Raw genomic sequence first — 23,920 nt, forward strand, 5'->3', positions numbered from 1 at the left:
ACGACGCTCCGAGCAACCCTCACTCAACTCAAGGAGTCCTCCGTGGCACTTATCGAGGCCGTCAACGCGCGCGAGATCCTGGACTCGCGCGGCAACCCGACCGTCGAGGTGGAGGTGCTGCTCGATGACGGCGTCGTCCAGCGCGCCGCCGTCCCGTCCGGGGCATCCACCGGCGCGTTCGAGGCGTACGAACTGCGCGACGGCGACAAGAGCCGCTACGGCGGCAAGGGCGTCCTGAAGGCCGTCGACGCGGTCATCGACGAGCTCGGCCCCGCGATCGAGGGCGTCGACGCCGGCGAGCAGCGCATCATCGACGAGATCCTCATCGAGGTCGACGGCACCGACAACAAGTCGCGCACCGGGGCCAACGCGATCCTCGGCGTCAGCCTCGCGGTCGCGAAGGCCGCCGCCGACAGCGCCGACCTGCCGCTGTTCCGCTACCTCGGCGGTCCGAACGCGCACATCCTCCCCGTGCCGCTGTTCAACGTGATCAACGGCGGCTCGCACGCCGACAACGGCATCGACATGCAGGAGTTCTTCCTCGCCCCCATCGGCGCGGAGAGCTTCGCCGAGGCGCTGCGCTGGGGGACCGAGGTCTACCACGTCCTCAAGGGCGAGCTGAAGGCCGCCGGCTTCGCCACGGGCCTCGGCGACGAGGGCGGCTTCGCGCCCGACCTCCCCAGCAACCGCGAGGGCCTCGACTTCCTCATCAAGGCCATCGAGAAGGCCGGCTTCCACCCGGGCCGCGAGATCGCGCTCGGACTGGATGCGGCCGCGACCGAGTTCTACAACGACGGCGTCTACCGACTCGACGGCAAGGACTGGACGGGTGAGGAGCTCATCGGCTACTACGAGACCCTCGTCGAGGCGTACCCGATCGTCACGATCGAGGACGCCCTCGCCGAGGACGCATGGGACGACTGGAAGACCTTGACCGACCGGCTCGGCTCGAAGATCCAGCTGGTCGGCGACGACCTGTTCGTGACCAACCCGGAGCGCCTGGCGAAGGGCATCGAGCTCGGCGTCGCCAACTCGCTGCTCGTCAAGGTCAACCAGATCGGCACGCTGTCCGAGACGCTGGACGCGATCGAGCTCGCGCACCGCTCGGGCTACACCACGATGCTCTCGCACCGTTCGGGCGAGACCGAAGACACCACGATCGCTGATCTCGTCGTCGCCGTGAACTCGGGTCAGATCAAGAGCGGCGCGCCCGCCCGTTCCGAGCGCGTCGCGAAATACAATCAGCTTCTGCGCATCGAGGAGGAGCTGGGCGACGCGGCGGAGTACATCGGCCGCCGGGCGTTCCGGCGCTTCCAGGGCTGACGCGCACTGAGACGTGACGGAAGGGGGAGACGTGGCACGACCGATGCCTCCCCCTTCCGGCGTCTCGCGACAGCATTCGGCGCGCGTGGACGTCGCACGCTGGCTGGGCGGCATCCGCGTCTCGGGCTTCGCCGCGATCATGCTCGGTCTCGTCGTCCTCGGCGTCTTCGTCCTGGTGCCCACGATCGGCACGTATGCCCAGCAGCAGCAGGAGCTCGCGTCGCTGCGATCGTCCGTCGCGGTCACGAAGGAGCAGGTCGCAGCCCTCGAGCGCGAGCGCGAGCGCTGGAAGGATCCGGCCTACATCACGACGCAGGCCCGGGCGCGCCTCTACTACGTGAAGCCCGGCGAGGTCGTCTACCTCGTCGACAACGACCTGCCGGCGGCCGCGCAGCCGCGCGAGCAGGCGAAGGTCAGCGCGAAGGTCGAGCAGACGCACACGGACTGGATGTCGCAGCTCGTGCGATCGGTCGCCGCGGCCGGTGCCGCGCAGACGGCGACCCCGACGCGCTGACACACCCGCCGCAGGGCCCGTATCGGGCTCGATCCCAGCCGCGGCCGGTACCCTGACGGGGTGACCACGCCCCCCTTCGCCCCTGTCGACGACGCCGACCTGGCCGTGCTGAGCGAGCAGCTCGGCCGCCCCGTGCGCGGTGTCGTGGGGGTCGCGGCGCGCTGCGTCTGCGGCAACCCGACGGTCGTCGCCACGTCTCCACGGTTGCCCGACGGCACGCCGTTCCCGACGTTCTACTACCTGACGCATCCCGCGGCCACCGCCGCGATGTCCGTACTCGAGGCCGACCACGTCATGCGTGAGCTGTCTGAGGAGCTCGACGCCGACGAAGAGCTCCAGGCCGCCTACCGGCGGGCGCACGAGGCGTATCTCGCCGACCGCGAGCAGTTCGGCGAAGTGGCCGAGATCGAGGGGATCTCGGCGGGCGGGATGCCGACGCGCGTCAAGTGCCTGCACGCGCTCGCCGGCCACGCCCTCGCCGCAGGCCCGGGCGTGAATCCGATCGGCGATCGCGCGCTCCTGCGATCGACATGGTCGCCCGACCGCTGCGTATGCGCCGTGCCTGGTGCCGCCGGACAGCGCGCCTCCGGACAGGACGAGTCCGCCGGATGAAGCGGGCGCTGGTGGCGCTTCTCGCGGGGGCCCTCGGGGTGCTCGCGCTGACGGGCGCCGCCGTCCCGCCGGACGACCCGAACGACACCGTCCGCACCTCGGAGTACTGGCTCGACTCGTACGGCATCCGCACGGCGTGGGACAACACGCGGGGTGCGGGCGTGAAGATCGCCGTCATCGACACGGGTGTGGGACACGCACCCGAACTCGACCCCGCCGTCGTCGGCGGGACCGACGTCTCCGGCGTCGGCACGCCGGACGGCCGCACGCCCGTCGGCGCCGTGGACGCCAACCACGGCAGCTGGGTCGCCTCCCTCGCCGCCGGGCGCGGAACGGGGCCCGGCACCGGGATGATCGGCGTCGCGCCGGAAGCGAGCATCCTGTCGATCTCCGTCGGGTTCGGCACGTCCTCGCGCGTGCCGTTCGCCCAGCAGATCGCGGACGCGATGCGCTGGGCGGTCGACCATGGCGCGGACGTCATCAATCTCTCGTTCACGACGAACACGCTGGACTGGGATCCGAGCTGGGACTCCGCATTCCAGTACGCCTTCGACCATGACGTCGTCGTGGTGGTCGCCGCCGGCAACCGCGGCAGCGGAACGACGCGCGTCGGCGCGCCCGCCACGATCCCGGGCGTCCTCACGGTCGCGGGGGTCGATCCGCAGGGCAAGGCGAGCGTCGAGGCATCCACGCAGGGCATCACGATCGGCGTGTCCGCGCCGAGCGAGCAGCTGCTCGGGGTCTCGGCCGACGGGCGGGTCGTGCAGTGGAGCGGGACGAGCGGCGCGGCACCGATCGTCGCGGGCATCGTCGCCCTCGTGCGCGCCGCGCACCCCGACCTCGACGCGAACAACGTCATCGAGCGCATCATCAAGACCGCGCATCCGGCGACGGGGGAGAAGGTTCCGGACGCGATCTACGGCTACGGACTGGTGGATGCCGCGGCCGCGGTGTCCGCATCCGTCCCGAGCGTCTCGTCCAATCCGATGGGCAGTCTCTCGGACTGGGTGCACCTGTACCGGCGCGCGGCCGCGACGACACAGCCGGAGCCGGATGCCACGCCGTACGCCGTGCCGGCGCTGCCGCCCGTTGAGGCGGTGAACCACCCGTCGGCGCTGCTCCCGTCCGAGAACAGCCTGGTGTACGGCACCCTGCCGCTCGCGGCACTCACGGGTGCCGGTATACTAGTGGCGCTCGGCGTCACCGCTGCTGTCCGACGCATCCGATCGGCGCGCACCCCTCGTTCGCCGAGCCGTTGAACCCTAGGAGTTCTCCCCCTGTGACTACCAGCGTGCCCAGGATCCTCATCGTCGGTGGTGGCTACGCGGGCTTCTACACCGCGTGGAAGCTCGAGAAGCACCTCCGCAAGGGCGAGGCAGAGGTGACGATCGTCGACCCGCTGCCCTACATGACCTATCAGCCGTTCCTTCCCGAGGTCGCCGCAGGCTCGATCGAGGCCCGCCACTCCGTGGTCGCCCTCCGTCGCCACCTGAAGCGCACCACCGTCGTGACCGCGAAGGTGACCGGCATCGACCACGCCAACAAGGTCGCCACGATCACGCCGCCGATGGGCGACTCGTGGCAGCACGAGTACGACCAGATCGTCGTCACGGCGGGCGCCGTCTCGCGCACGTTCCCGATCCCGGGCATCGCCGACAACGCGATCGGCCTGAAGACGATCGAGGAGGCCGTCGCCATCCGCGACCGCCTGATGTCGAACTTCGACAAGGCCGCATCCCTGCCCCCGGGCCCCGACCGCGACCGCCTGCTCACCGTCGTCGTCGTCGGCGGCGGCTTCGCCGGCATCGAGGTGTTCGCCGAGCTCCGCTCGCTCGCCTCGTCGCTCGTGTCGAAGTACCCGACGCTCACGTTCGACGACACGCACTTCCACCTCATCGAGGCGATGGGCCGCATCATGCCCGAGGTCTCGCTGAAGACGAGCGAGTGGGTGCTCAAGAACCTCGCGAAGCGCGGCGCCTCGGTGCACCTCGACACGCAGGTCCAGGGCGCCATCGACGGCAACGTCGCGCTGTCGACGGGTGAGGTCATCCCGACCGACCTCATCGTCTGGACCGCCGGCGTCATGGCGAACCCCACCGTCGTGCGCGGCGGCGACCTCCCCGTCGAGGAGCGCGGCCGCATCCGCACCCGCGCCGACCTCCGTGTCGGCTCCGAGGACGAGGTCGTCGAGGGCGCCTGGGCCGCCGGCGACGTCTCCGCGGTGCCAGACCTCACCGGCGGCGGCGTGGGCGGCTACTGCGTGCCCAACGCGCAGCACGCGGTGCGCCAGGCGAAGCTCCTCGCGAAGAACCTCGTCGCGGTCCTCCGCGGCGAGCTGCCGAAGGAGTACTACCACAAGAACATCGGCGCGGTCGCCGGCCTCGGCCTCTGGGTCGGCGTCTTCCAGTCCGGCAACTTCGCTCTCAAGGGCTGGATCGCCTGGCTCGCGCACCGCGGCTACCACGGCCTCGCCATGCCGTCGTGGGAGCGCAAGTGGCGCGTCCTGTGGGGCTGGTGGAACAACTTCTGGCTCGGCCGCGACATGGTCAACCTCGAGACGGTGCAGAACCCGCGCTACGTCTTCGAAGAGTTCGCCGCGCGTCCGCGTCCGCCGAAGCCCGTCGAGGCTCCGGCACCCGCTGCCGCCCCTGCGGCTGCGGCCGGCGGCAGCGCGCCCGCCAAGAAGGCGCCTGCGAAGGTCGCCGCCAACTGAGTTCGAAGGATGCCGCAGGCTCGTCTGAAAGGATGAGCCTGCGGCATCTGCGTTTCTGCTGACCGCCGCGCCCCCATAGCCCAACGGCAGAGGCAGGCGACTTAAAATCGCTTCAGTCTGGGTTCGAATCCCAGTGGGGGCACCGTCCAGGACCCCAACTCCCGCGTCATGACGCGGAAGTTGGAGGTTGATGGGCATGGATGAGGTCGCCCCACTCGGGCTTGCTTGTGGCCGGAAAATGGCCAGAAATACGTCTGTGGGGGACACTCAGAGTGAGCGTCCCCCGCAGTTGGTTGTTCCTCGAGGGGATCAGGCCCATCCTGATTTCGTTGTCGCTCACGTCGCACCGGCCGGTGAACCGGTAGTCCTCCGTGGCCCGTCCCCAGATGGGAAGCGCAAGCGGGAACGCCAGGCGCGACGCCATTGCTTCGTTGACCACGCTGTAGGGAGAAAGCGTCTCGACGATCCCGTTATGGGCGTAGCCGTCGTAGCGCTCCTCGACGCGACCGTCGGGAGGCGCGAGCGCGTATTACAGGGTCGTGGGGGAGACCTCAAGCAGTACCGTCTGGCCGGGTCTACGCCGATTCTGCACTCGACAGTGGCCTGGTACGGCGGCACGAGGACCACTTCATGAGCAATGACATTCCGCGCTGGACCGTTTTGAATGGCGGGTCCCAGTCATCAGGTTCTACGTCTGCACCGTAGCGGACCCCACGAGAGGCAACGCCGCAACGCATCTCGGGGCGATGTTCACGGCTGTCAGGGCCGTTGGCGTCGACGCGAGAAGGGCAGTGTCACTTGTTGATCCTCAACTGAGCGGGACCTTCAGTGGTGCAGCCGCCGCGGCGGGGTGGGGCACGGAGCCGGCGTGTCGGGGGAGCGGAGCCACGTCGGGTTCAACCCAGCCTGCACGGGCTTGGGAGCCGGCCAGGGTGGCCGAGCGGTAGAAGCGGGTGAGCAGCTTCTTGTCGAGCAGCTCCGGGTACAGGTTGATGAAGGTGTCGAAGTCGGGATCGTCGCACTGGTGCACGTGGTAGCCGACCAGTTCGACCCAGGCGCGGCTGACGGTGGCGTTGTACTTCTGAGGGGCGCCGGCGTAACGGGCAGTGCGCTGAATGCCGTCGCTGACGATGTCGACGGCGGTGCTGGTGCCGTAGCGCCGCACGGCGAGCCAAGTGAGCTGGAGATGCTGGCGGTGCCCGAAGCGCTCGGCGGTCGCCATGACCTTGCCCATCAACTGCCCGAACTGCGCCGTGTCGGTGTCGGTGTCGGTGGCCCCTGCGGTCATGACCCCTCCTTGATGAGCGCGTCCAGAACGGAATGGAAGCCTGCGATGGCTCCGGCGGGCAAACCAGCAAGAGCCCGGCTCTCGACATCTGCCAGCGTCTGAGCAACGACCGCGGCCGCTGCCCGCCCCGAGCCGGTCAGCTCAATGAGAACCGACCGGCGATCGTTGGCGCGGGTGGTGCGGGTGATGTGGTCCCGCCGCTCAAGCCGATCCAGCACACTGGTCAGAGTGGTGGGCCGCGCGCCGACCGCTGCGGCCAGCTCCGAGACCGTGCGGCCCCGACCATCGGCCAGGTTCGCCAGGGCGTTGATTTCGGAGGCCGTGAGATCGAGGTCGACCAGCTCCGTGGTGATCAGGTGCAACGTGGCGTGGGTCGCACGCTGCAACGCGAGCAACGCAGACCGGCCAGATAGTACGATTTCGGATGACACGATATCGGATAGTACCATATCGTAGTGTCGGTGGTCCACAACCGACCGCGTCGCCGGTCCGCCGCAGCAGTGTCGGACGCACGATGATGCTCTCATTCCGAGGCGCACAGTTCGTCGGCGACGGCGTCGAGCTCGGCCTCGGTGTATCCGCCCAGCGGCGTGCCTTTCGGGAAGTACTGGCGCAGCAGCCCGTTGGTGTTCTCATTGATGCCCCGCTGCCAGGGTGAGTGCAGGTCGCAGAAGAACACCTCGATCCCGGTATCGATCCGCACGTGTTCCCAGTCCCGCATCTCGGGGCCCTGATCCCAGGTGAGCGTGCGGCGCGGTCCTGTCGGTGTTGCAGTAGGTCGGTTCGTCGGTATGTAACGTTTGGTGGTCGAGTGGACACTACATAGCGTGACGGGTGATGACGAGGCGTTGTGGGCGAGAGCGGTCCGCGGGGATGGTGAAGCGTTCGGTGTCGTCTTCGATCGGCATCGGGATCGCGTCCGCCGCCACGTCACCGGGCTTGTGGCGGTGCCCGCCGATGCTGACGACGTGCTCGCCGTGGTGTTCCTCGAGGCCTGGCGTAAGCGTGACGTGATTCGGTTCGTCGACGGGTCGATCCTGCCGTGGCTGCTGCGGACCGCGACCTACACGTCGAGCAACCTTGCCCGTGCGAGCAGGCGGTACCGCCAAGCGTTGCAACGGCTTCCCCCGCCCGACAATCCAGTCGCGGACCGGGTCGATGAGCCGCACCCTGTGATGGCGGTCCTGAACACGATGTCCGTGACCGACCAGGAAGTCATCACTTTGTGCGTGCTCGAGGAGTTGTCAGCGGAGGACGCCGCGCGTGTCCTCGGCGTCCGCGCGGGCACGGTACGCACGCGGCTCACGCGCGCGAAAGCGCGCCTGCGACAGCGGTTCGATCCGCATACCCGTGAACTCCGCACAGAAGAGGCGACCAATGTCCAGTGAACTCACCACGCGGGATCGTCAGCTGCGAGAGATGCTCGTGGCCACTGCCGCAGCGGCGCCCACCGGCCCCACCCCTCGACGCCGGACGATCATCCTGTCCCTGATCGCGTGCGTCGCGGCGGGCGTGCTCACCGGCGGCGCCGTCTCGGCAACCGCGTTCACCGCCCCCGCCGTGTCGACCACGGTCAGCATCGATGACATGACCCGCGACCTGGTCCGTGACAACACGAAGCTGTTCGGGACGCCGTTCATCATCACAGGGCAGGGCGAGACGACCGTCATCCTCGGCGAACAACCCCAGGGTGCGACCGACCTCATCGTCGCGTTCCACTGTGTGGATCCCGGCACATTCGGCTTCGAGGTCGACGGGAGGAACGCGGGGACCACAACATGCGACCGCGAGGCGACCGGAGCGACCAATGGCGGAAGTCTCATCCCGATCGCGTCTGCCACGGCCGGGGACCACCGCCTGAGCATCCAAACTGGACGATCGGCCCGGTACGTCCTCTGGGCGTCGTGGGCGGCGCCGGCACCCCTGCCCGCGCCATCAGACGCGCAGCGGGAGGCGCTGGCGGACGGAGTCGTAACCGAAGCCGAGTACCGCGACGGATTCGCCCGCTACCGGCAATGCATGGCCGACGCCGGCTACCCGCTTGCCAACGTCGACGAGAGCGGCACCATCATCAGCTATGTCAATATCGGCGCCGCCGTCTGGTCAGGCGCCGAGGACCGCTGCTACACGGAAGAATTCGGCGGCCTGGATGCGGCATGGCAAGTTGCGCAGGAGGGCGATTCCGGCACGACCCGACCCACACCATGAGCTCTCGCAGTGTCGCGGCGCCACGGCTGACTCGTCTCATGGCTCAGCTGCCGATCTCAGACACGTCATTTCTTGTCCGAACCGACGCGGACCACAGCGATGCGTGGGAACGCCTGATCAGCGCCGTCAGGACAGAGACGAAAGACGGGTTCCGTGCCTATGTCGATTTCGTGGACGACGCACGCTGGTACCGCGGCACTGAGGATCAATTGCGAGCGGCCGCGCCGCGTCACGAGATGATGCCCTCCGTGCTGTTCATCGCCGATGACCTCACTCTTACGACGGAAGGTCTTCTTGTTCTCGTGGTCGATCTCGATGAACGTCGGACCGGATTCCGGTACGTCGCCTCTGCGCTCTGTCAGATCGAGAACAACCTCAACATCGCCAACATGGACTGGGAAGAGTTCGAGGGTGCGACCGACGCTCAACGTGTCTTCCACGGCTTCCCCGAGGTGTGACTGAGCTCGACCGCGACACGACGCCGAGCGACGACCTCGAGCTGAGACGGCCGCGCGCCGACCCGGTCGCAATAGCGGGCGACCCAGGACGCTAGTCGGTCACATCTTCATCCGAGCCCTGCCGGCCGTCCTGGAGCCGTCGTTGCCGTCGGCGCTCGTTGATCGCCATCGTGACGATCGGAGCTGCGACCATGCCGAGCACGCCCGCGACCACGGGGTAGAACCACGGCGTCGCAGCCAGGGCCGCCGGAAGGTACACCACGACGCCCACGATGCCGAGGAAGCCGGCCATGAATGAGTCGTCGAGCATAGCCGCACGCTAGTGCAACTTCCCGGAAGTCGCGCGCAGAGTGCCAGTCAGCTGGGCAACGGCTCGTCGGGCCTCACCCGGACGAACCGCACGCTGTGCCGGAACGACGTCGCTGTGCGTGCCGAGTCAGCGGAGACCTCCGCCACTACGGGCTCGACAAGAGTGAGCCGTACGGGCTCCTGGGCTGACGAGAACGGTCCAAGCCGGCCGGGCGAGAGCACCTCGGGCCACGGGTGCTCCCCGGTCGGCGGACGCAGCAGCTCGCCGAGGCTCCGGGCTTGCTCCGGCCGAAGGGCCGCCGACTGGCCGGCGATTCTCAGCTCGCCGTCGACAACGAGCCCGACCACCACGGCCTCCGGTCTCTCGATCGGGCCGATGACCGCACCGATGACGACGTCGACGGTCTCGCGTCGCTTCACCTTGATCCAGAGGCGCCGCCCGGGCAGATACCGCTGAGCGCCGCCCTTGACGACGAGCCCCTCGATCCCGGCGGGCGCCATGTCTGCGAACCAGCCGTCGGCCACTGACTTGTCTCGCGTCATCGGCGACAGAGCGATCGGAGGCCGGACGTGCTCAAGCGCAAGCTCGCACAGCTCACGGCGCTCGTCGTAGGCCAGCCGGCGCACGTCCGTCCCGTCGAGCGCGAGCACATCGAACAGCACCAGGCTTGCGGGCAGCTCGCGGGAAAGCCGGCCAGCTCCGCGGGCACCAGTGCTCTGGCGCCGCAAAAGCGCTTCGAAGGAGAGCCGGTCGTCCTGCCAGATCACGAGCTCACCATCGAACAGCGAACCAGTGGGCAGCTGCCGGCCGGCAGCTGCGATCTCGGGGAAGATCCCCGTCAAGTCAGACCCACGACGGGACCACAGGGACACGACCGCGTCGCTGACGATCGTGACCCGGAACCCGTCCCACTTCGGTTCGTACCTGCATCCGCCGGGGAGGACGCCGGGCTCTGGGATCTGCGCTGCTGCGTGGGCGAGCACGACCTCTGGTGGGAAGCGAACTGATGCCGGGATCACCGGGTGGCTTCCGCTCTTCTTTCGGGTGGCGGCTACTTGGTCGGATCCCGGCTGACCCGTCGGTAGTAGCGGCCAAGGGACAGAGCCAGAGGCGCACCGATGAGGTAGCAACCGACCGCGGCGGGCACTGTCAGGGCGGTGAGTGAGGGCGCAGTCACGACCTCGACCGCACTCGCGATCGAGAGGATGATCCCGATCGTGATGATGACCAGGCCGACGACTGTGGTGTTCCAGACTCGTGCGGGTGTGCGGTCGCGGAACTCGGCGATCGAACTCGCCGGGGGTGGCTTCTGGCCGAGCCGTATCTTCTCCAGGTTGGCCAGGAACGTGGTGATCGACTCCGATCCGCCGCGCAGGAGGGCAGGAGGTACCGGGCTGTCGTCGCCAGCGCGTTGCGGGGCAAGGTATCGCCCGGCGGCTAATGTTGCTTGCTTGGACCATCGGAGGGCCTTTACTAGGTAGGTGAGGAATCCAGCCAGCAGCACGGTGGCGACCAGGACCCCGAAGTCGAAGACCACCCAATTGCGCAGGGCCTCGGAGACGGCGACGGTGGCGGGGAACAGGACCAATTCGACGAGGAAAAGGGTCACGGCGATGCGGGCGAACCTTTGACTCTGCCGCCATGCGGCTGACGCGTCAGGGCCGATGAGGTCGGTCAGGTCACTCTGTGACGACATTTCGCTCCCCGTTTACGAGCTCCGAGGAGAACGGTACTCGGCCGCACTTCTTGGGTGTGGTCGAGTTCGTAGGAATCAGGGCCGGTTCTTCCCCTGTAGAAGAGTTCGAGCCGCCCCAACCAGGACTCGTGGGTCTGGCCCGACTCCTTGTCGACATAGGTGTCGAACTCTAAGGCGTGGACCCCCTTGCGGCGTCGACCGAGATGCTGTATCGATGTGGTCACCGTCGGAGTGGGGACTGAGATGGCCACGTTCACTGAAGCGCAACTCGAAACGGCCAGTGCGCAACTGGACCTGCTCAATACCGAGCTCGACACGGCGCTCGCGACGCAGTCTTCGACCAGTAGCGCGATCGACAGTCGGGCGGGATTGCTGACCGGAGCCTCGGCGATTCTCGGGACGGTGCAGGTGACAGCGACCTCTTCGCCGTGGTTGAGCATCGCACTGATCCTGACCGGACTGGCGATTGCCGTCGGTCTCTTCGTCGTGTGGCAGCGATGGGACTACGCGCTCGAGCTGCCCAAGGTGGAGCTGATGCTCCTCTCACGCACGCCCAAGGAGGCGTTGTATCGCCTCATCCAGGAGAAGCAGTGGGTTCTGGCGACCCGGCAGGGCGGCGTGGAGCGTCGCGCACGATGGCTCTTCGCCGGATATGTCGTCTTGGCGTTGAGTCTTGTGGCGTGGCTCGTGCTGTCGTTCATCCCTGGGGGAATCCCGAAGTAGAGAGCAGCGGCCATGACACTCATCCCACCTTTGGACGACGATAAGCCCGGGTCTGCGTCGAAAAAGATGCCGACGTTGGCACCGGACCGCGTCGACATCGACGCACACTTCGACAAGGTCGAGGAAGTGGCCGAGAAGCCTGCCGAACCCGCCTGACAAGGTGCGGATCTGGTTGCGAGGCGATACAACGCCACGCTGAGTCTCAACTTGTGCCACCAGGCGTCGCCTCAACATCGTGCACTTCACCTTGCGGGTTTTGCGTACATTGCCGGCTGCGGATGTCTTCGGCTGCCGCATGCAATCGGCCGGATGCGCGGTGAGGGACCGGCTTGCGTACTCGGCGGTACAGGTTGTATTTCTGCATGACGCCGTCGATCTCTTCATCACTTGCGCGCCACGGGCGGCGGTGGTCGGCGATCGTTACCAGTCCGAGCAGCGCAACCGGATTCTCCGCCGTGAAACGCGCGAACGAGGTCTTGGCGACGAACAACTCGCCGTGCTGTTCGACCGTGAATCCAAGGCTCTGGAGCACAAGAATCGCTGGCACGAGGGTGTCTCCGGCGTGGGAAATGTCGACGCCCTCCCGCGCGAGGTACGTGACAACACAGCGATACGGGACGCTGGGCATCCACCCGCGTCGCATTCGATGTCCGGATCGCCTCGGTGCTCAAACTGATAGTGGAAGCAGACGTAGTGCATCCGCTCAAATACGTCGAATTGCGGAGCGGAGGCGACCACTGGCCGACCACACCGTCGACACACGAGGGCATCTGTCGTGCGGCCACAGTATCCGGAGCGCGTGAACGACCGGCCCCCGATTGCGGATCGACTATGAGGCGCGTACCCAGGTCTGCTCTCGAAGCTGGGGGAATGGCGCTCCCGGTGCCCTGATCGCGTGGAACGGATCGATGGCACGGCGGGCGAGATCATCGGCGCGCGAGTCCGCCAACGGCGTCTTCATTCCGGGTCGTCGCAGCGGGCGCTGGCTGACCTTTCTCAAATCGACGTGTCACATGTGGCCCGTATCGGGACCGGTGTGTCGAACCTCGCCGTCTCGACGTTGATCCGGGTTTCGGCCGCACTCGACACCACGGCGGACCCGCTATTCTGCCGGTAACGCGGGAGCACCAGTGCCCTGAACCTGGATCGCTTCAGTCGCAGCAGCAGAACGGCTCGCGCCTGCCGAATGGGGGAACAGATCGAGTATCTGGGGCAGGTGGGCTCACGCGGTCGACGGCTTAGCAGCGTCGAGGCTCGCCAGGTTCGTCGCTAGGCCAGATACGCGTCGACGAGCAGCGGCCCGCGGATATCCCTCAGAGCGTCGATGAGGCGCTCGAGCCCCTTCCGATTCCACGCCGACATCTGCAGGTCGTGCGGTCCGAGAGGTTCGAGCTTGCCGGTTCGGATTCTCACGACCTCCCATCCCGCAGCCCGCAGCGAGCGGTCCTTACGGCGGTCGGCGTCCGCGCGTCGGCCGACATGCTCGAGGCCGTGCCGGCCGGTGCTGTCGTACTCGATGGCGATGCGCAACTCCGGCAGCAGGATGTCCGGCCAGACCTCCAGGTGGTCGAAGAACGGGCGCGCCACTCGCACCGCGTTCAATCCCAGTGTCATCGCGAGCCGGGCGAGCAGGTCTGCGCGCACCTGTGCTTCCACGGCCGACGCGGGCTTGGGTGCGCACTCGGACCGGAACGGATCCCCGACCGGCAGGACAGGTGTCTTGAGGCACAGCTGCAGCTTCCGGGGCGGCTTCCGCGGCCGCAGGAGCGTGCGCTCGACCGGGTTCGCGATCGCAGCCGGAACCGGGGAGCCGGGAAGCGCCACGGTGTCGCGCATCGGCAGAGCACGGGCGGGCCGGGCGAGGTCCGCGCACTCAGGACACCAGGCGGAGCGGCGGCGTTGGCGTCCCGGGCGGTTGCGCTGCTCGTCGGGGGTGGCCGCGAAGGTGTGGCCGGCCTCGCACTGCCACAGGAGCAGTACGTCGGCCGCGGGTGGGATCTGGCTCAGGACGATGCCGGCGTTGAGCTCAGGGTGGTACTGGCGCACGAGGGCCGGGAACGACGCCCACACCTCCCGGTAGCTCCCGACCGGGTAGGGGATCGCGGCGCCCTTGGAGAACTGGCGCCGCGCCCACCACAGTTCGACCCGTTCCGCCATGGGAGCAGGGTACGCGCGGCCGCCGACATCCTCCCCGACTCACTCATGTTCCGGCAGCAGCGGCGCCGACCAGCCGGGATCGCGACCGAGCTGCGCGGCCCGGGCGACGGAGGCTGCCCCGAAGCGGTCGCGCACGGCGTCGAGCACCGAGTCGAGGCGGACCCCCTCGTCCCAGTCGATCGGGAGTTCCGGCTGCGCGCGGTCGGCGCGACCGAGGTGCGACAGCGAGACCCCGATGAGGGTGATGCCGCGTTCTGCGATCTCGGGCTGAGCTGCGGCAAGCAGGCCTTGGGAGACCGCGAGCAGCACGGCCGTGCGGTCGGTCGGCGCGGGGAAGGTGCGCGACCGTGTGGCCTTCGCGAAGTCGCCGTAGCGGAGGCGGAGCACGACCGTGCGGCAGACGCGGTCGTGGTCGCGCAGGCGGCGGGCGAGCCGATCGACGATCTGGGTGAGGATGAGCTCGAGTTCGCCGGCGGAGGGCGGGCGGCTGCCGAGCGCCCGCTGCGAACCGATGGATCCGCGGCGACGCGTGCTGTCGACGGGGCGTGGATCGCGCAACCGGGCGAGCGCGTGCAGGTGCGCTCCGGCGGCCTTGCCGAGCAGCCTCTCGGCGGTCGCGGCTTCCAGATCCGCCAGCTGCCCGACGGTGTGGATGCCGAGCCGGTGCAGCTTCTCGGCCGTCACCGCCCCGACGCCCCACAACCGCTCCACGGGGAGCGGCAGGAGGAACTCCTGCTCCCGCTCGGGCTCGACGACGAGCAGCCCATCGGGCTTGCTGACGGCGCTCGCGACCTTGGCGAGGAACTTGGTGCGGGCGACTCCGACCGAGATCGCCAGGCCGACCTCCGCGCGCACCCGCTCCCGCAGCCCCACCGCGATGTGCTCGGGCGTACCCGCGAGGCGTCTCAGTCCGCCGACCTCAAGGAACGCCTCGTCGATCGAGAGGCCCTCCACGAGGGGCGTCGTGTCGCGGAAGATCGCGAACACGGCCCGGCTGGCCGCGGAGTACGCCTCCATCCGCGGCGGGACGACCACAGCATCGGGACACAGCTCGCGCGCCTGCCGGCCGCCCATCGCCGTGCGCACGCCACGGGCCTTGGCCTCGTAGCTCGCCGCCAGCACCACGCCGCCCCCGACGATGACCGGCCGGCCGCGCAGCTCGGGCGCGTCACGCTGCTCGACAGAGGCATAGAAGGCGTCGAGGTCGGCGTGGAGCACGGTCGCCTCGCCCCGCATCCCGTCCTCCCGCCCGTTGTCTTCCCAGCGGATCATCGCACGCACCACAGACATGGGGCGGGCAGCGGAAGGTCATGCGCCGGCCCGGACACCCACCATGTTCAGACCCGTCCCGAGATCCGATCGGCCACGCTGAGGACTCTACCCGAACTAGTAACAGTGTTCTATGGTGTTAACCCATAAACTCGCCGACTATCGAACAGCATGCGACGATCTGGATGGTTGACGACCTCCCCACGCGGATGGTCTACGCGGGCCACCGCTGGCGGATCACCGACACCCCGACCCGGATGCGCGAGTCCGTCTGGGCGGCCCCCCGCGAGCACCAACATGGCCTGTACGGGTGGAGGTTTCAGGCTACCGACGAAGAAGGACACGCCGTCGTCTTCGATGTCTGCGAGGCGGACGACGGGTGGCACGTCCACCACATGTGGGATTGACCGTGCGAGCATGTCGCGCCGGAGCCGTCGGAGCGGCCGGAGCCCGAATGGCCGGGGAGCGCGACTGTTCATGGTCCATGAAAGATGCGCGCGATGCGGGATCCCGCAGCCTGTGCCCAGATGGACGGATTCCGAAGAGCTTCCTCACTGCTGCCGGCGATGTCCGTCAGACTCACGTGCGGGGTTCCCGGGTCGTGGAGGATGCGGCCCGCGATGATGGCGCCCCGCACTCCCATCCGCTCCGCGCGGTCGAGGATGCTGCCCACGACCTTGCCGCGCCTGCTCTGGCTGTCGAACGACCCCTCTCCGGTGATGACCAGATCGGCGGACGCGATGCCCGTGTCGAGATCTGTGATCTCCGCCACCCGGTCCGCACCGGACACGATCTCCGCGCCGTACGCAACGTGGAAGCCGTACGCCGTGCCGCCGGCCGCGCCGGCGCCGATGAGCTGCGGGGGTGCGCCGCAGATTTCAGCGAAGTGCGCGAGTGCTGAGTCCAGGATGGCGACGTCGCCCAGGCTCGCTCCCTTCTGCGGACCGAAGACCGCCGCAGCACCTGAGGGACCTGTCAGCGGGGAGGTGACGTCGGTCAGCAGAGTCACGCCTCCGGGGATCTCAAGGAGCGAGCGGGTATCGATCGAGGCGATCCCGCTCAGTCCGATCCCGCCTTCGCCGACAGGGTCGCCGTGACAGTCGGTCGCTTTCAAGCCAAGGGCGCGAAGCGCTCCGACTCCGGCGTCGGTCGAGGCGCTGCCGCCGAGGCAGATCCACACGGCTGTCGCCCCTTGTGAAAGTGCGGCGCGGATCGTCTCGCCGAGTCCGCGTGTGGTGGCCCCGAGGGGGTCGAGAGAGCCCATGAGCGGGAGACCGGACATCTGTGCGAGGTCGAGCACGGCGGTTCGATCGGGGAGCATGAACCACTCGCCCCGGGTGTCCCTCCCATCAGGGCCGGTGACCGATTCGATCACATGGGCGACCGAGCCTTCGACGGCCGCCGCAATCACGGCCGCGGTCCCCTCCCCGCCGTCCCCCATGGCACGTCGGACGACGTCATCGTTCGGCCGGACATCCTTCCAGCCTGCGGCGACGGCGGCCGCCACGGAAGAAGAGTCGATCGACCCCTTGAAGGAGTCCATCGCAATCAGTACGCGCACGTGTGAGGTCCAATCAACGCTGAGATGGGCGCGACGAGTGAACTGCGTCGCCGTCAGGCCCGCCCTCCGAGCGGTCGCGTGGGTCATGGGCCTGGGATCCTGCCCAGCCGAGGCTGCGCTGAACCGCGTCAGCCCATTGTGCTCGCGTCGCGGTGCGCCAGCTCGGGGTGCGGGTGGGCGTCCAACTGTCGTGGTCCTGGATCGTCGGCGCGGCCTGACGATCGGCCCAGAGCCCGATGCCGACACCAGCGGCCAGGGCGGCACCGTAGGCGGTCATCTCGAGCATCCGAGGTCTCCGGACAGGGATGCCGAGGATGTCGGCCTGGATCTGCATGAGCAGCGCGTTGCTGGTGGCGCCACCGTCGACGCTGAGCTCGTCGATCCTCAGTCCGCTGTCCTGCTGCGCGGCGTCGGACACATCCGCAACCTGATGGGCAATGGCGTCCAGCCCCGCTCGGACGATGTGCTCGCGACCGGCATACGAGGTCAGCCCGAGGATGGCCCCGCGCGCATCTGGTCTCCAGTGTGGAGCGAACAGGCCCGAGAACGCGGGGACGAGGACGATCCCTGCGGAGTCCTCGACGCTCGCGGCAAGGCGTTCCGAGTCGCGGACGTCGTCGAGTACCCGGAGCCGATCACGCAGCCACTGGAACAATGATCCCGCGACAGCGATAGAACCTTCGAGTGCGTAGGTGACGGGTGATCCGGCCTGCTGGAATGCGGCGGTGGGGAGGAGCCCGCTGTCGGACAGGACGGCGCCGGTCCCGGTATGCGACATGACGAAGCCACCGGTGCCGTAGGTGCATTTCGCCTGCCCCGGCGTGGTGATCCCGTGCCCGTACAGTGCCGCCTGCTGATCGCCGACGAGGGCTGCGACCGCGACGCCGTCGAGGGGACCTCCCGTGCGCACGAGACCGAATCGGTCGGCCGAGGGATGGATCTCGGGCAGGAGCGAGCGTGGAATGCGCAGCGCGGCGAGCAGGTCATCATCCCACCGCAGTGCGCGGATGTCCATGAGGGCGGTGCGGCTCGCGTTCGTGACATCCGTGGAGTGCACGCCGCCCACGGACCCGCCGGTGAGGTTCCACAGCAGCCACGTGTCCATCGTCCCGAACATGAGGTGCCCCGCGTCGGCGGCCTCGCGAACGCCCGGCACGTTGTCGAGGATCCACATCAGCTTCGTCACCGAGAAGTACGACGAGAGCTGCAACCCCGTGCGCCGACGGACTTCGGTGCCTCCTACGGCACGGTCGATGCCGTCGATCTGCTGCGCCGTCCTGACGTCCTGCCAGACGATCGCGGGCGCGACCGGTCTACCGTCTCTGCGATCCCACACGACCGTCGTCTCGCGCTGGTTCGCGATGCCGACGGCAGCGACGTCACGGGTCGCGAGCGCGGCACGGTCAAGGGCTTCCGCGATCACGTGACGGGCGTTGTGCCAGACCTCCAGCGCGTCGTGCTCCACCCATCCGGGCTGCGGCGTGAACTGCGCGTGCGGGATCTGGCTAGTCGATACAGGCGAGCCGGTGGCGTCGAACACCATTGCGCGTGTGCTCGTCGTGCCGTGGTCGAGGGCAAGAACGTGATCCACGGCTTTCATCCGGGCAGTCGCGACGGTGCGGCGGTCAGATCCACACCGTGGAGATCGCGCAGGATGCCGACGACTCGCGCGACCTCGGAGTCGCGTTCGGAATCATTCCATTCGAGTGTCGAAGCAACGATGTCCGCGACCTCTTGGACGAGAGCGATGGTGACTCGGCCTTCGAACGCCAACGAGGTTCGGCGGAGGAACAGATCGTCGAGGTGGACGACGGACTCGCCGGCGGTGAGGTGGCGAATCTCCTCGCATGAGTAGGCGGGCGCATGTGTCAGGGGAGTGTCGGCATTGTTCGCGATCCGGGCGAGGAGTGATTCTGCCGAGGTACCGTAGCGCTCGAGGAGCTCGCGGGCCCTGTCGTGATCGACTGCCGCGGCGTGAGAATCGAGCCAGGCTGTCACTTCCGATTCCGTGGTGGGGTAGTCCCTGCCGCCGCCGATGGGGGCGTCGGTCGTGTCGACGCGCTCGCGCCGGCCGAGCTCGTCGAGCACGTGGCCGGCGAGTTCGACCGCGAGGGCTCGGAAGGTGGTCCACTTGCCGCCGACCACACTGAGCACCGTGCGGCCGAGCCGGCCCGCATCGGGGCGTTCCTCGATGCGGTAGTCGCGGCTGACTGAACCCTGGGCTACGTCGCCGTGCGCGGGAAGGGGTCTCACCCCGGCGAAGCGGTAGACGATGTGCGAGGGGTCGACGTCGATACCGGGGAGTACGGAGCCGATCAGGTCGATGAAGTAGTCGACCTCCGCGTCGGTGCAGACGATGGGGTCACCGATGCGGTGGTCGATGTCGGTGGTGCCGACCAGCACGCGCTCACCGATCGGAAGGATCAGGACGATGCGGCCATCGCTGTGCTCGAAGAACAGCTCACGGCCCTGTGTAGCAGCGAGAAGCTCGGGGTGTTCGAGGACGATATGCGAGCCCTTGGTTCCGCCCATGTACCAGGTCGGCTGCCCAAGGTCCGAGTTGGTGGCATCGGTCCACGGCCCTGTCGCGTTGACGATCACGTCCGCGTCGATGGAGAACTCGTGGCCGCTTACCCGGTCGCGGATGCGAATCCCGGTCGCGTCGAGATCGACGGCCTCGGCGTAGTTCACCGCTCGGACTCCGGGTCCCGCGGCGAGAGCGTCGGCGAGCACATCGAGCGCGAGGCGTTCGGGGCTCGGCATGACCGCGTCATAGTAGGTCGCGGCGTACTTCACCCTGGGGTTCAGCGCGGGCAGCTCACGCAGTGCGGTGCGGCGGCTGACGAATCGGTGCCGCGGCACCGTGCGCCCGGCGCCCGAGTAGGCATCGTAGAACGTGAGACCGACCTTGATCACGAGGGCTCCACGTTCCCGGCCGGGCCGCTTGGCGCCGGTGAGAAACGCCAGTCCGGCCGACACCAGGCCGGAGAACGTGGAGTAGACGGGGATCGTGGTCGGCTGCGGGTGCACGCGATGCGGTGCGAGGCGGAGGAGCGCGTTGCGTTCCTGGACGGACTCGCGAACGAGACGGAACTCCCCGTTCTCGAGGTAGCGGATACCGCCGTGGACCATGTGCGACGAGCCGGCCGAGGCGCCCGAGACGAAATCGTCCCGTTCGATGAGCGTGACGTCGACTCCCTGAAGCGCCAGCTCTCGCAGCAGCCCCAGGCCGTTGATTCCGCCGCCGATGATCAGCACGTCAGCGCGCGGTCGTTCCCGCAGCGAATCCAGAACGGCCGGCCGAGATCGCGGTGCATTCGTTCCCACGCGGGCTCTCCTTCTCACCGGGACGGGGAGATCGTCTGACGCTGGTTGCCGAGACCGGTGATCCCGAGTTCGACGACGTCTCCGGGGACCAGCCATGCGGGTGCGGCCATTCCGAGAGCCACTCCGGGCGGTGTTCCGGTGTTGATCAGGTCGCCGGGTTCCAGCACCATGAACTGGCTGACGTACCGGACGACGGAGATCGGGTCGAAGATCATCGTCGCGGTGGACCCGTTCTGACGTGCCGTGCCGTTGACAGTCAGCCACAGGTCGAGTGCGGCGAGGTCGGGCAGCTCGTCCGGAGTGACCAGCCACGGGCCCGCCGGGTTGAACGTCTCCGCCGACTTGCCCTTCATCCACTGGCCGCCGCGCTCGTTCTGGAACGCGCGTTCGCTGACGTCGTTGACGACCAGGAAGCCGGCGATAGCGGCCCGCGCCTCATCGTCGTCTTCGAGGTAGGAAGCGCGCGCGCCGATCACAATCCCGAGTTCGACCTCCCAGTCCAGCTTCGAACCGCCGCGCGGGTACCGGATGTCGTCGTACGGCCCGACCAGCGTGTTCGGGGACTTGCTGAAGAGGATGGGTTCCTCCGGGATCGCCTGTCCGGTCTCATGGGCGTGGTCGGCGTAATTGAGCCCGACGCACACGATCTGGTGCGGGCGTGCGATGGGCGCGCCGATACGCTCTCCGGCGAAGGCGGACACGAGGCCGCCGGACACCCGCCTCTCGACGACGTCACGGATCCTCTCCTGCCATCCCGGTGTGAAGAAGTCTTCGTTGAAGTCCCCTGCGACATCCGAGACGTCGACGTAGTGATCCTCGTCGACGCGGATGACCGGCTTCTCGCGCCTCGCGGGCCCGATGCGCATCAGCTTCATGACGTGGCTCCTCGGGGTCCGGCGGTCGTCATCACAGTGCCTGCCGGGTGATGTCGGCCATGGAGACGGGCTCGCCGGTGCGGATCGACCGGTATGCGGCGTCCACCGCGGCGAGGGCGTAGACGGCGTCGCGGTTGTCGATCAGCGGCGGGACTCCATCGATCAGGGAGGTGATGAAGTCGGTCACCTCGCGCAGCACCGACTCGAAGTGCCATCCACCGGGATGCCAGGCGTCCGGCCCGAAGGGGACTTCATCGATGACGGTCCCCTCGTAGTCGTGCGCGCCGCGGAACAGCTTGACGACGGGGTTCGCCATCTGATCGATGAGGATGCCGCCGCGGGTGCCGTAGAGCTCCAGCCGTTCGCTGTGCGGGATCTCTGAGATCGACGTGAACGTGCAGGAGAAGTGCGCACCCGATCGCAGCTGTCCGGTGATCTCGGCGGTGTCTTCGATCTCGTTCGGCAGGGCGAGGAGCTTCTTGCCGACACCGCGCAGCGACTCGATCTCTCCGAGCAGCCAGGTGATCAGGTAGAACGAGTGCGCGCCGGTGTCGAGGACGAGCCCCCCGCCGAGGTCGTACGAGCACCGCCAGTTGTCCGGGTCGGAGAGGTGGGCCTTCTCATTCGAACGGAGAGTCGTTCGCACGTGCAGGACGTCCCCGATCTCGCCGGCCTCGATCAGTCGGTGCGCCGCCTGGTAGGCGGCCATGTATCGGGAGTTCTCGGCGATCATGAAGTGCACGCCGGCTTCCTTCGCCTTGCGCTGGATGGTCAGTGCGCCATCGAAGTTCGGTGCGACGGGCTTTTCGATGAGGAGGTGCTTGCCTGCATCCAGGACCTTCGTTGCCACGTCGATGTGCAGGAAGTGGGGGAGGATGACGTCGATGACGTCGATGTCGGGGTCTGCGATCAGCGCGTCGATGTCGTCGGCGACGCGGCCGCCGAACTCTTCGGCGAATGCCTCGGCGACAGCGCGGTTGGCATCGCAGACTGCGGCGATCTCGACGAGCCCGCCCATCTGCAGGTAGGCGGTGGCGTGGGTGCGGGAGATGAGGCCGAGGCCGGCGATGCCGACGCGTACGGGGGTGGAGGTCATGGAGGGCCTTTCGGTGGTCGGGAGGTGCAGTAGGTGGGCGTCAGCCCTTGACGGCGCCGGCGAGGACGTCGGACCCGTAGCGGCGCTGAAGGATGTAGTAGATGAGCATGACGGGGAGCGCGACGATGATCGCGGCCGCACAGGTGACCTGGTAATTGGCGCCGTACTGGAGGCCGACGAAGAAGTTCAGCGCGGCCGGTGCCATCTGCAGTTGCGGGTTCGTGATCATGACGATCGCGAGGAGCAGGTTGTTCCAGGTCCAGATGAACAGGATGGTGGCCAGCGCGAAGATCGGTGACCCGGCGGTGGGGACGATGATCTTCCACAGCGTCTGCCACCGCGTTGCGCCGTCCGTGTGCGCTGAGTCGATCAGCTCGCGCGGGAAGGCGCGGAAGAACGCCGCCATCCAGAGCGTTCCGAACGCCATCGATCCGCCGATGTCCGGCAAGATCATCGCCCAGTAGGTGTCGAGCAGCCCGATCGCACGGAACTCGTAGTACAGGGGAATGATCGTGGCCTCGTACGGCACGATGAGGCCGAGCAGCAGCAGCGCGAAGAGGACTCCGGACCCGCGGAACCGCATCGTCCCGAACGAGTAGCCGGTGAAGATGGAGAACACGACGGAGATGGGGACCACGGCGATCGCCAGGATCAGGCTGTTGAGCATGGATCGGCCGATGCCTGCCTGGGTGTCCGTCCAGGCGCGGATGAAGCTGTCGAGCGTCCACGGCGACGGCCAGGCCAGCCCGCTCACGGCGGCGTTCGGGCTGTTGAACGCGACCAGGATGGTGGAGATCAGCGGATAGATCGCGAAAACGGCGAAGACGTAGAGGATGACGTAGGAGAGGACTTGTCCTCGAGGGGCGCGCATGGCTCAGTCCTTCCGAGAGAGGATGCCGTTGATGATGGCGACCCCGGCGAACGTGACGATGGTGATGAGCATGGCGAGCGCGGCGCCGCGGCCGATCAGTCCGTTGATGAACACGTCGCGGTACATCATCAGCGAAGGGGTGGTGGTGGTGTAGCCGGGGCCGCCCTGCGTCATCATGAGCGGCAGGTCGAACGTCCGCATCGCCATGATGAACGTCATCACCAACGACACCCGGAGCTCGTTCTTCACGCCCGGGAGCGTCACGGCGAAGAACTCGCGCACCGGGCCGGCGCCGTCCATGCGCGCCGCCTCGTAGAGCTCCTTCGGGATGTGCTGGATGCCCGAGAGAAGCATCACGGTGACGAAGCCGAACGTCGCCCAGAACGCGACGACTCCCAGAGAGGGGAGCGCCCAGGTGAAGTCGCCGAGGAACGCCTTCTTCGCACCGGGCCCGAAGACTGCCCCGATGACGGTGTTGATCGTGCCGTCGGTCGCATACAGCCACCGCCACGCGATGGCCACGACGGCCAGCGCGATCGTGTAGGGGAGGAAGAAGACGAATCGGAAGAAGCTCAGGCCCCGGATGCGGGTGCGGGCGATGAGTCCGGCCAGGACCAGCGCCGCCGCGACGGGAAGGAGGCATCCGAAGGCGATGAACGCGATCGATACCGCGAACGCGGCACCGGTCTGCGGGTCGCTCAGGAGCTGCGTGTAGTTGCTGATGCCGACCCAGACCTCGGGGAGGAGCCCGTCCCAGTCGGTGAAGGACAACCGCGCCGTCTGCGCGATCGGGACCAGGACGAAAGCCGCGTAGAACGCGAATCCCGGGAGCAGGTAGACGTACGGCGCGACGCCGTCGCCGTGGGGGGGGGGGCCCGCGGGGGGGGGGGGCCGCCCCCACCGGGGGGGGGGGGTGTTG

27 protein-coding genes, 1 tRNA gene and 1 pseudogene are annotated in these 23,920 nt (G+C 67.9%); 13 read left to right on the forward strand and 16 right to left on the reverse strand.

Going from position 1 to position 23,920, the window contains the following annotated elements:
• The first annotated feature begins 42 nt into the window (after positions 1-42).
• The 6 genes from eno to QSV35_RS15415 all read left to right on the forward strand — a co-directional run bounded on the left by eno (position 43) and on the right by QSV35_RS15415 (position 5,304).
• A complete protein-coding gene (eno, locus tag QSV35_RS15390) occupies positions 43-1,323 on the forward strand; it encodes a phosphopyruvate hydratase (RefSeq protein ID WP_286289683.1) in 1,281 nt (426 codons plus the stop codon).
• Positions 1,324-1,408: 85 nt separating this feature from the next.
• The gene (locus QSV35_RS15395) at positions 1,409-1,837 is read left to right on the forward strand and encodes an FtsB family cell division protein (RefSeq protein WP_286289684.1); all 429 of its coding nucleotides are present in this window, start codon (positions 1,409-1,411) and stop codon (positions 1,835-1,837) included.
• A 60-nt stretch (positions 1,838-1,897) separates the two neighbouring features.
• Positions 1,898-2,449 carry a DUF501 domain-containing protein gene (locus tag QSV35_RS15400; protein WP_286289685.1) on the forward strand — a complete coding sequence of 184 codons (552 nt, stop codon included), beginning with the start codon at positions 1,898-1,900 and terminating at the stop codon, positions 2,447-2,449.
• Entirely contained in the window at positions 2,446-3,708 is a 1,263-nt protein-coding gene (locus QSV35_RS15405; protein WP_286289686.1) for a S8 family serine peptidase, read from the forward strand. The genes QSV35_RS15400 and QSV35_RS15405 overlap by 4 nt, the downstream gene beginning before the upstream one ends.
• A 32-nt stretch (positions 3,709-3,740) precedes the next feature.
• Positions 3,741-5,162: an NAD(P)/FAD-dependent oxidoreductase gene (locus QSV35_RS15410; protein WP_286289687.1), complete on the forward strand. Its 1,422-nt coding sequence runs from the start codon at positions 3,741-3,743 to the stop codon at positions 5,160-5,162.
• Positions 5,163-5,231: 69 nt separating this feature from the next.
• A tRNA-Leu gene (locus QSV35_RS15415) sits at positions 5,232-5,304 on the forward strand.
• A gap of 666 nt (positions 5,305-5,970) precedes the next feature.
• Here the strand turns inward: QSV35_RS15415 and QSV35_RS15420 are convergent.
• From QSV35_RS15420 to QSV35_RS15430, 3 genes and pseudogenes are all read right to left on the reverse strand, one after another.
• A complete protein-coding gene (locus QSV35_RS15420) occupies positions 5,971-6,450 on the reverse strand; it encodes a hypothetical protein (RefSeq protein WP_286289688.1) in 480 nt (159 codons plus the stop codon).
• On the reverse strand, positions 6,447-6,881 hold the full coding sequence (locus QSV35_RS15425) for a MarR family winged helix-turn-helix transcriptional regulator (protein WP_286289689.1): 435 nt from the start codon (positions 6,879-6,881) through the stop codon (positions 6,447-6,449). Before QSV35_RS15425 ends, QSV35_RS15420 begins: the two co-directional genes overlap by 4 nt.
• A gap of 107 nt (positions 6,882-6,988) precedes the next feature.
• Positions 6,989-7,216, reverse strand: a pseudogene (locus tag QSV35_RS15430) (IS30 family transposase); the annotation flags it as partial.
• Positions 7,217-7,277: 61 nt separating this feature from the next.
• Here QSV35_RS15430 and QSV35_RS15435 point away from each other — a divergent pair.
• The 3 genes from QSV35_RS15435 to QSV35_RS15445 are packed head-to-tail and all read left to right on the forward strand — an operon-like array spanning position 7,278 to position 9,116.
• Entirely contained in the window at positions 7,278-7,838 is a 561-nt protein-coding gene (locus tag QSV35_RS15435; RefSeq protein WP_286289690.1) for an RNA polymerase sigma factor, read from the forward strand.
• Positions 7,828-8,658 carry a hypothetical protein gene (locus QSV35_RS15440; protein ID WP_286289691.1) on the forward strand — a complete coding sequence of 277 codons (831 nt, stop codon included), beginning with the start codon at positions 7,828-7,830 and terminating at the stop codon, positions 8,656-8,658. Before QSV35_RS15435 ends, QSV35_RS15440 begins: the two co-directional genes overlap by 11 nt.
• A gap of 38 nt (positions 8,659-8,696) precedes the next feature.
• Complete coding sequence (locus QSV35_RS15445; protein WP_286289692.1) at positions 8,697-9,116, forward strand: DUF6924 domain-containing protein; 420 nt, start codon at positions 8,697-8,699, stop codon at positions 9,114-9,116.
• 91 nt (positions 9,117-9,207) lie between these two features.
• On the opposite strand, the gene QSV35_RS15450 is transcribed toward QSV35_RS15445, so the two are convergent.
• From QSV35_RS15450 to QSV35_RS15460, 3 genes are read right to left on the reverse strand one after another with little or no spacing between them, the layout of a single operon-like run.
• Positions 9,208-9,426: a hypothetical protein gene (locus QSV35_RS15450; RefSeq protein ID WP_286289693.1), complete on the reverse strand. Its 219-nt coding sequence runs from the start codon at positions 9,424-9,426 to the stop codon at positions 9,208-9,210.
• A 47-nt stretch (positions 9,427-9,473) separates the two neighbouring features.
• Positions 9,474-10,445 carry an ATP-dependent DNA ligase gene (locus QSV35_RS15455; protein WP_286289694.1) on the reverse strand — a complete coding sequence of 324 codons (972 nt, stop codon included), beginning with the start codon at positions 10,443-10,445 and terminating at the stop codon, positions 9,474-9,476.
• Between the two features lie 32 nt (positions 10,446-10,477).
• Positions 10,478-11,122 (reverse strand): hypothetical protein, encoded by a 645-nt coding sequence (locus tag QSV35_RS15460; RefSeq protein ID WP_286289695.1) that lies wholly within the window; start codon positions 11,120-11,122, stop codon positions 10,478-10,480.
• 243 nt (positions 11,123-11,365) lie between these two features.
• On the opposite strand from QSV35_RS15460, the gene QSV35_RS15465 reads away from it, so the two are divergent.
• A complete protein-coding gene (locus tag QSV35_RS15465) occupies positions 11,366-11,845 on the forward strand; it encodes a hypothetical protein (RefSeq protein WP_286289696.1) in 480 nt (159 codons plus the stop codon).
• A gap of 12 nt (positions 11,846-11,857) precedes the next feature.
• Complete coding sequence (locus tag QSV35_RS15470) at positions 11,858-12,001, forward strand: hypothetical protein (RefSeq protein ID WP_286289697.1); 144 nt, start codon at positions 11,858-11,860, stop codon at positions 11,999-12,001.
• Positions 12,002-12,047: 46 nt separating this feature from the next.
• Here QSV35_RS15470 and QSV35_RS15475 read toward each other — a convergent pair whose 3' ends face one another.
• Complete coding sequence (locus QSV35_RS15475) at positions 12,048-12,473, reverse strand: hypothetical protein (RefSeq protein ID WP_286289698.1); 426 nt, start codon at positions 12,471-12,473, stop codon at positions 12,048-12,050.
• A 267-nt stretch (positions 12,474-12,740) separates the two neighbouring features.
• Between QSV35_RS15475 and QSV35_RS15480 the strand changes: the two genes are divergently transcribed.
• Positions 12,741-12,962: a helix-turn-helix domain-containing protein gene (locus tag QSV35_RS15480; RefSeq protein ID WP_286289699.1), complete on the forward strand. Its 222-nt coding sequence runs from the start codon at positions 12,741-12,743 to the stop codon at positions 12,960-12,962.
• A gap of 152 nt (positions 12,963-13,114) precedes the next feature.
• Here the strand turns inward: QSV35_RS15480 and QSV35_RS15485 are convergent, their stop codons facing one another.
• On the reverse strand, positions 13,115-14,002 hold the full coding sequence (locus QSV35_RS15485; RefSeq protein WP_286289700.1) for a zinc-ribbon domain-containing protein: 888 nt from the start codon (positions 14,000-14,002) through the stop codon (positions 13,115-13,117).
• Positions 14,003-14,041: 39 nt separating this feature from the next.
• The gene (dinB, locus tag QSV35_RS15490; RefSeq protein WP_286289896.1) at positions 14,042-15,238 is read right to left on the reverse strand and encodes a DNA polymerase IV; all 1,197 of its coding nucleotides are present in this window, start codon (positions 15,236-15,238) and stop codon (positions 14,042-14,044) included.
• Between the two features lie 218 nt (positions 15,239-15,456).
• Between dinB and QSV35_RS15495 the strand changes: the two genes are divergently transcribed.
• Positions 15,457-15,678: a hypothetical protein gene (locus QSV35_RS15495; RefSeq protein ID WP_286289701.1), complete on the forward strand. Its 222-nt coding sequence runs from the start codon at positions 15,457-15,459 to the stop codon at positions 15,676-15,678.
• 68 nt (positions 15,679-15,746) lie between these two features.
• Here the strand turns inward: QSV35_RS15495 and QSV35_RS15500 are convergent, their stop codons facing one another.
• The 7 genes from QSV35_RS15500 to QSV35_RS15530 are packed head-to-tail and all read right to left on the reverse strand — an operon-like array spanning position 15,747 to position 23,772.
• The gene (locus tag QSV35_RS15500) at positions 15,747-16,919 is read right to left on the reverse strand and encodes a glycerate kinase (RefSeq protein ID WP_286289702.1); all 1,173 of its coding nucleotides are present in this window, start codon (positions 16,917-16,919) and stop codon (positions 15,747-15,749) included.
• Positions 16,846-18,432 (reverse strand): glycerol kinase GlpK, encoded by a 1,587-nt coding sequence (gene glpK / locus QSV35_RS15505; protein WP_419956854.1) that lies wholly within the window; start codon positions 18,430-18,432, stop codon positions 16,846-16,848. The genes QSV35_RS15500 and glpK overlap by 74 nt, the downstream gene beginning before the upstream one ends.
• A complete protein-coding gene (locus QSV35_RS15510; RefSeq protein WP_286289704.1) occupies positions 18,429-20,159 on the reverse strand; it encodes a glycerol-3-phosphate dehydrogenase/oxidase in 1,731 nt (576 codons plus the stop codon). The genes glpK and QSV35_RS15510 overlap by 4 nt, the downstream gene beginning before the upstream one ends.
• Before the next feature lie 14 nt (positions 20,160-20,173).
• Positions 20,174-21,034: a fumarylacetoacetate hydrolase family protein gene (locus QSV35_RS15515; RefSeq protein ID WP_286289705.1), complete on the reverse strand. Its 861-nt coding sequence runs from the start codon at positions 21,032-21,034 to the stop codon at positions 20,174-20,176.
• Positions 21,035-21,065: 31 nt separating this feature from the next.
• Positions 21,066-22,130, reverse strand: coding sequence for a Gfo/Idh/MocA family protein (locus tag QSV35_RS15520; RefSeq protein WP_286289706.1), 1,065 nt, complete (start codon positions 22,128-22,130; stop codon positions 21,066-21,068).
• A gap of 40 nt (positions 22,131-22,170) precedes the next feature.
• The gene (locus QSV35_RS15525) at positions 22,171-23,001 is read right to left on the reverse strand and encodes a carbohydrate ABC transporter permease (protein WP_286289707.1); all 831 of its coding nucleotides are present in this window, start codon (positions 22,999-23,001) and stop codon (positions 22,171-22,173) included.
• Positions 23,002-23,004: 3 nt separating this feature from the next.
• Positions 23,005-23,772 carry a carbohydrate ABC transporter permease gene (locus QSV35_RS15530; protein WP_286289708.1) on the reverse strand — a complete coding sequence of 256 codons (768 nt, stop codon included), beginning with the start codon at positions 23,770-23,772 and terminating at the stop codon, positions 23,005-23,007.
• Between the last annotated feature and the right edge of the window lie 148 nt (positions 23,773-23,920).

This window comes from Microbacterium candidum, assembly GCF_030315975.1.
Taxonomy (GTDB): domain Bacteria; phylum Actinomycetota; class Actinomycetes; order Actinomycetales; family Microbacteriaceae; genus Microbacterium; species Microbacterium candidum.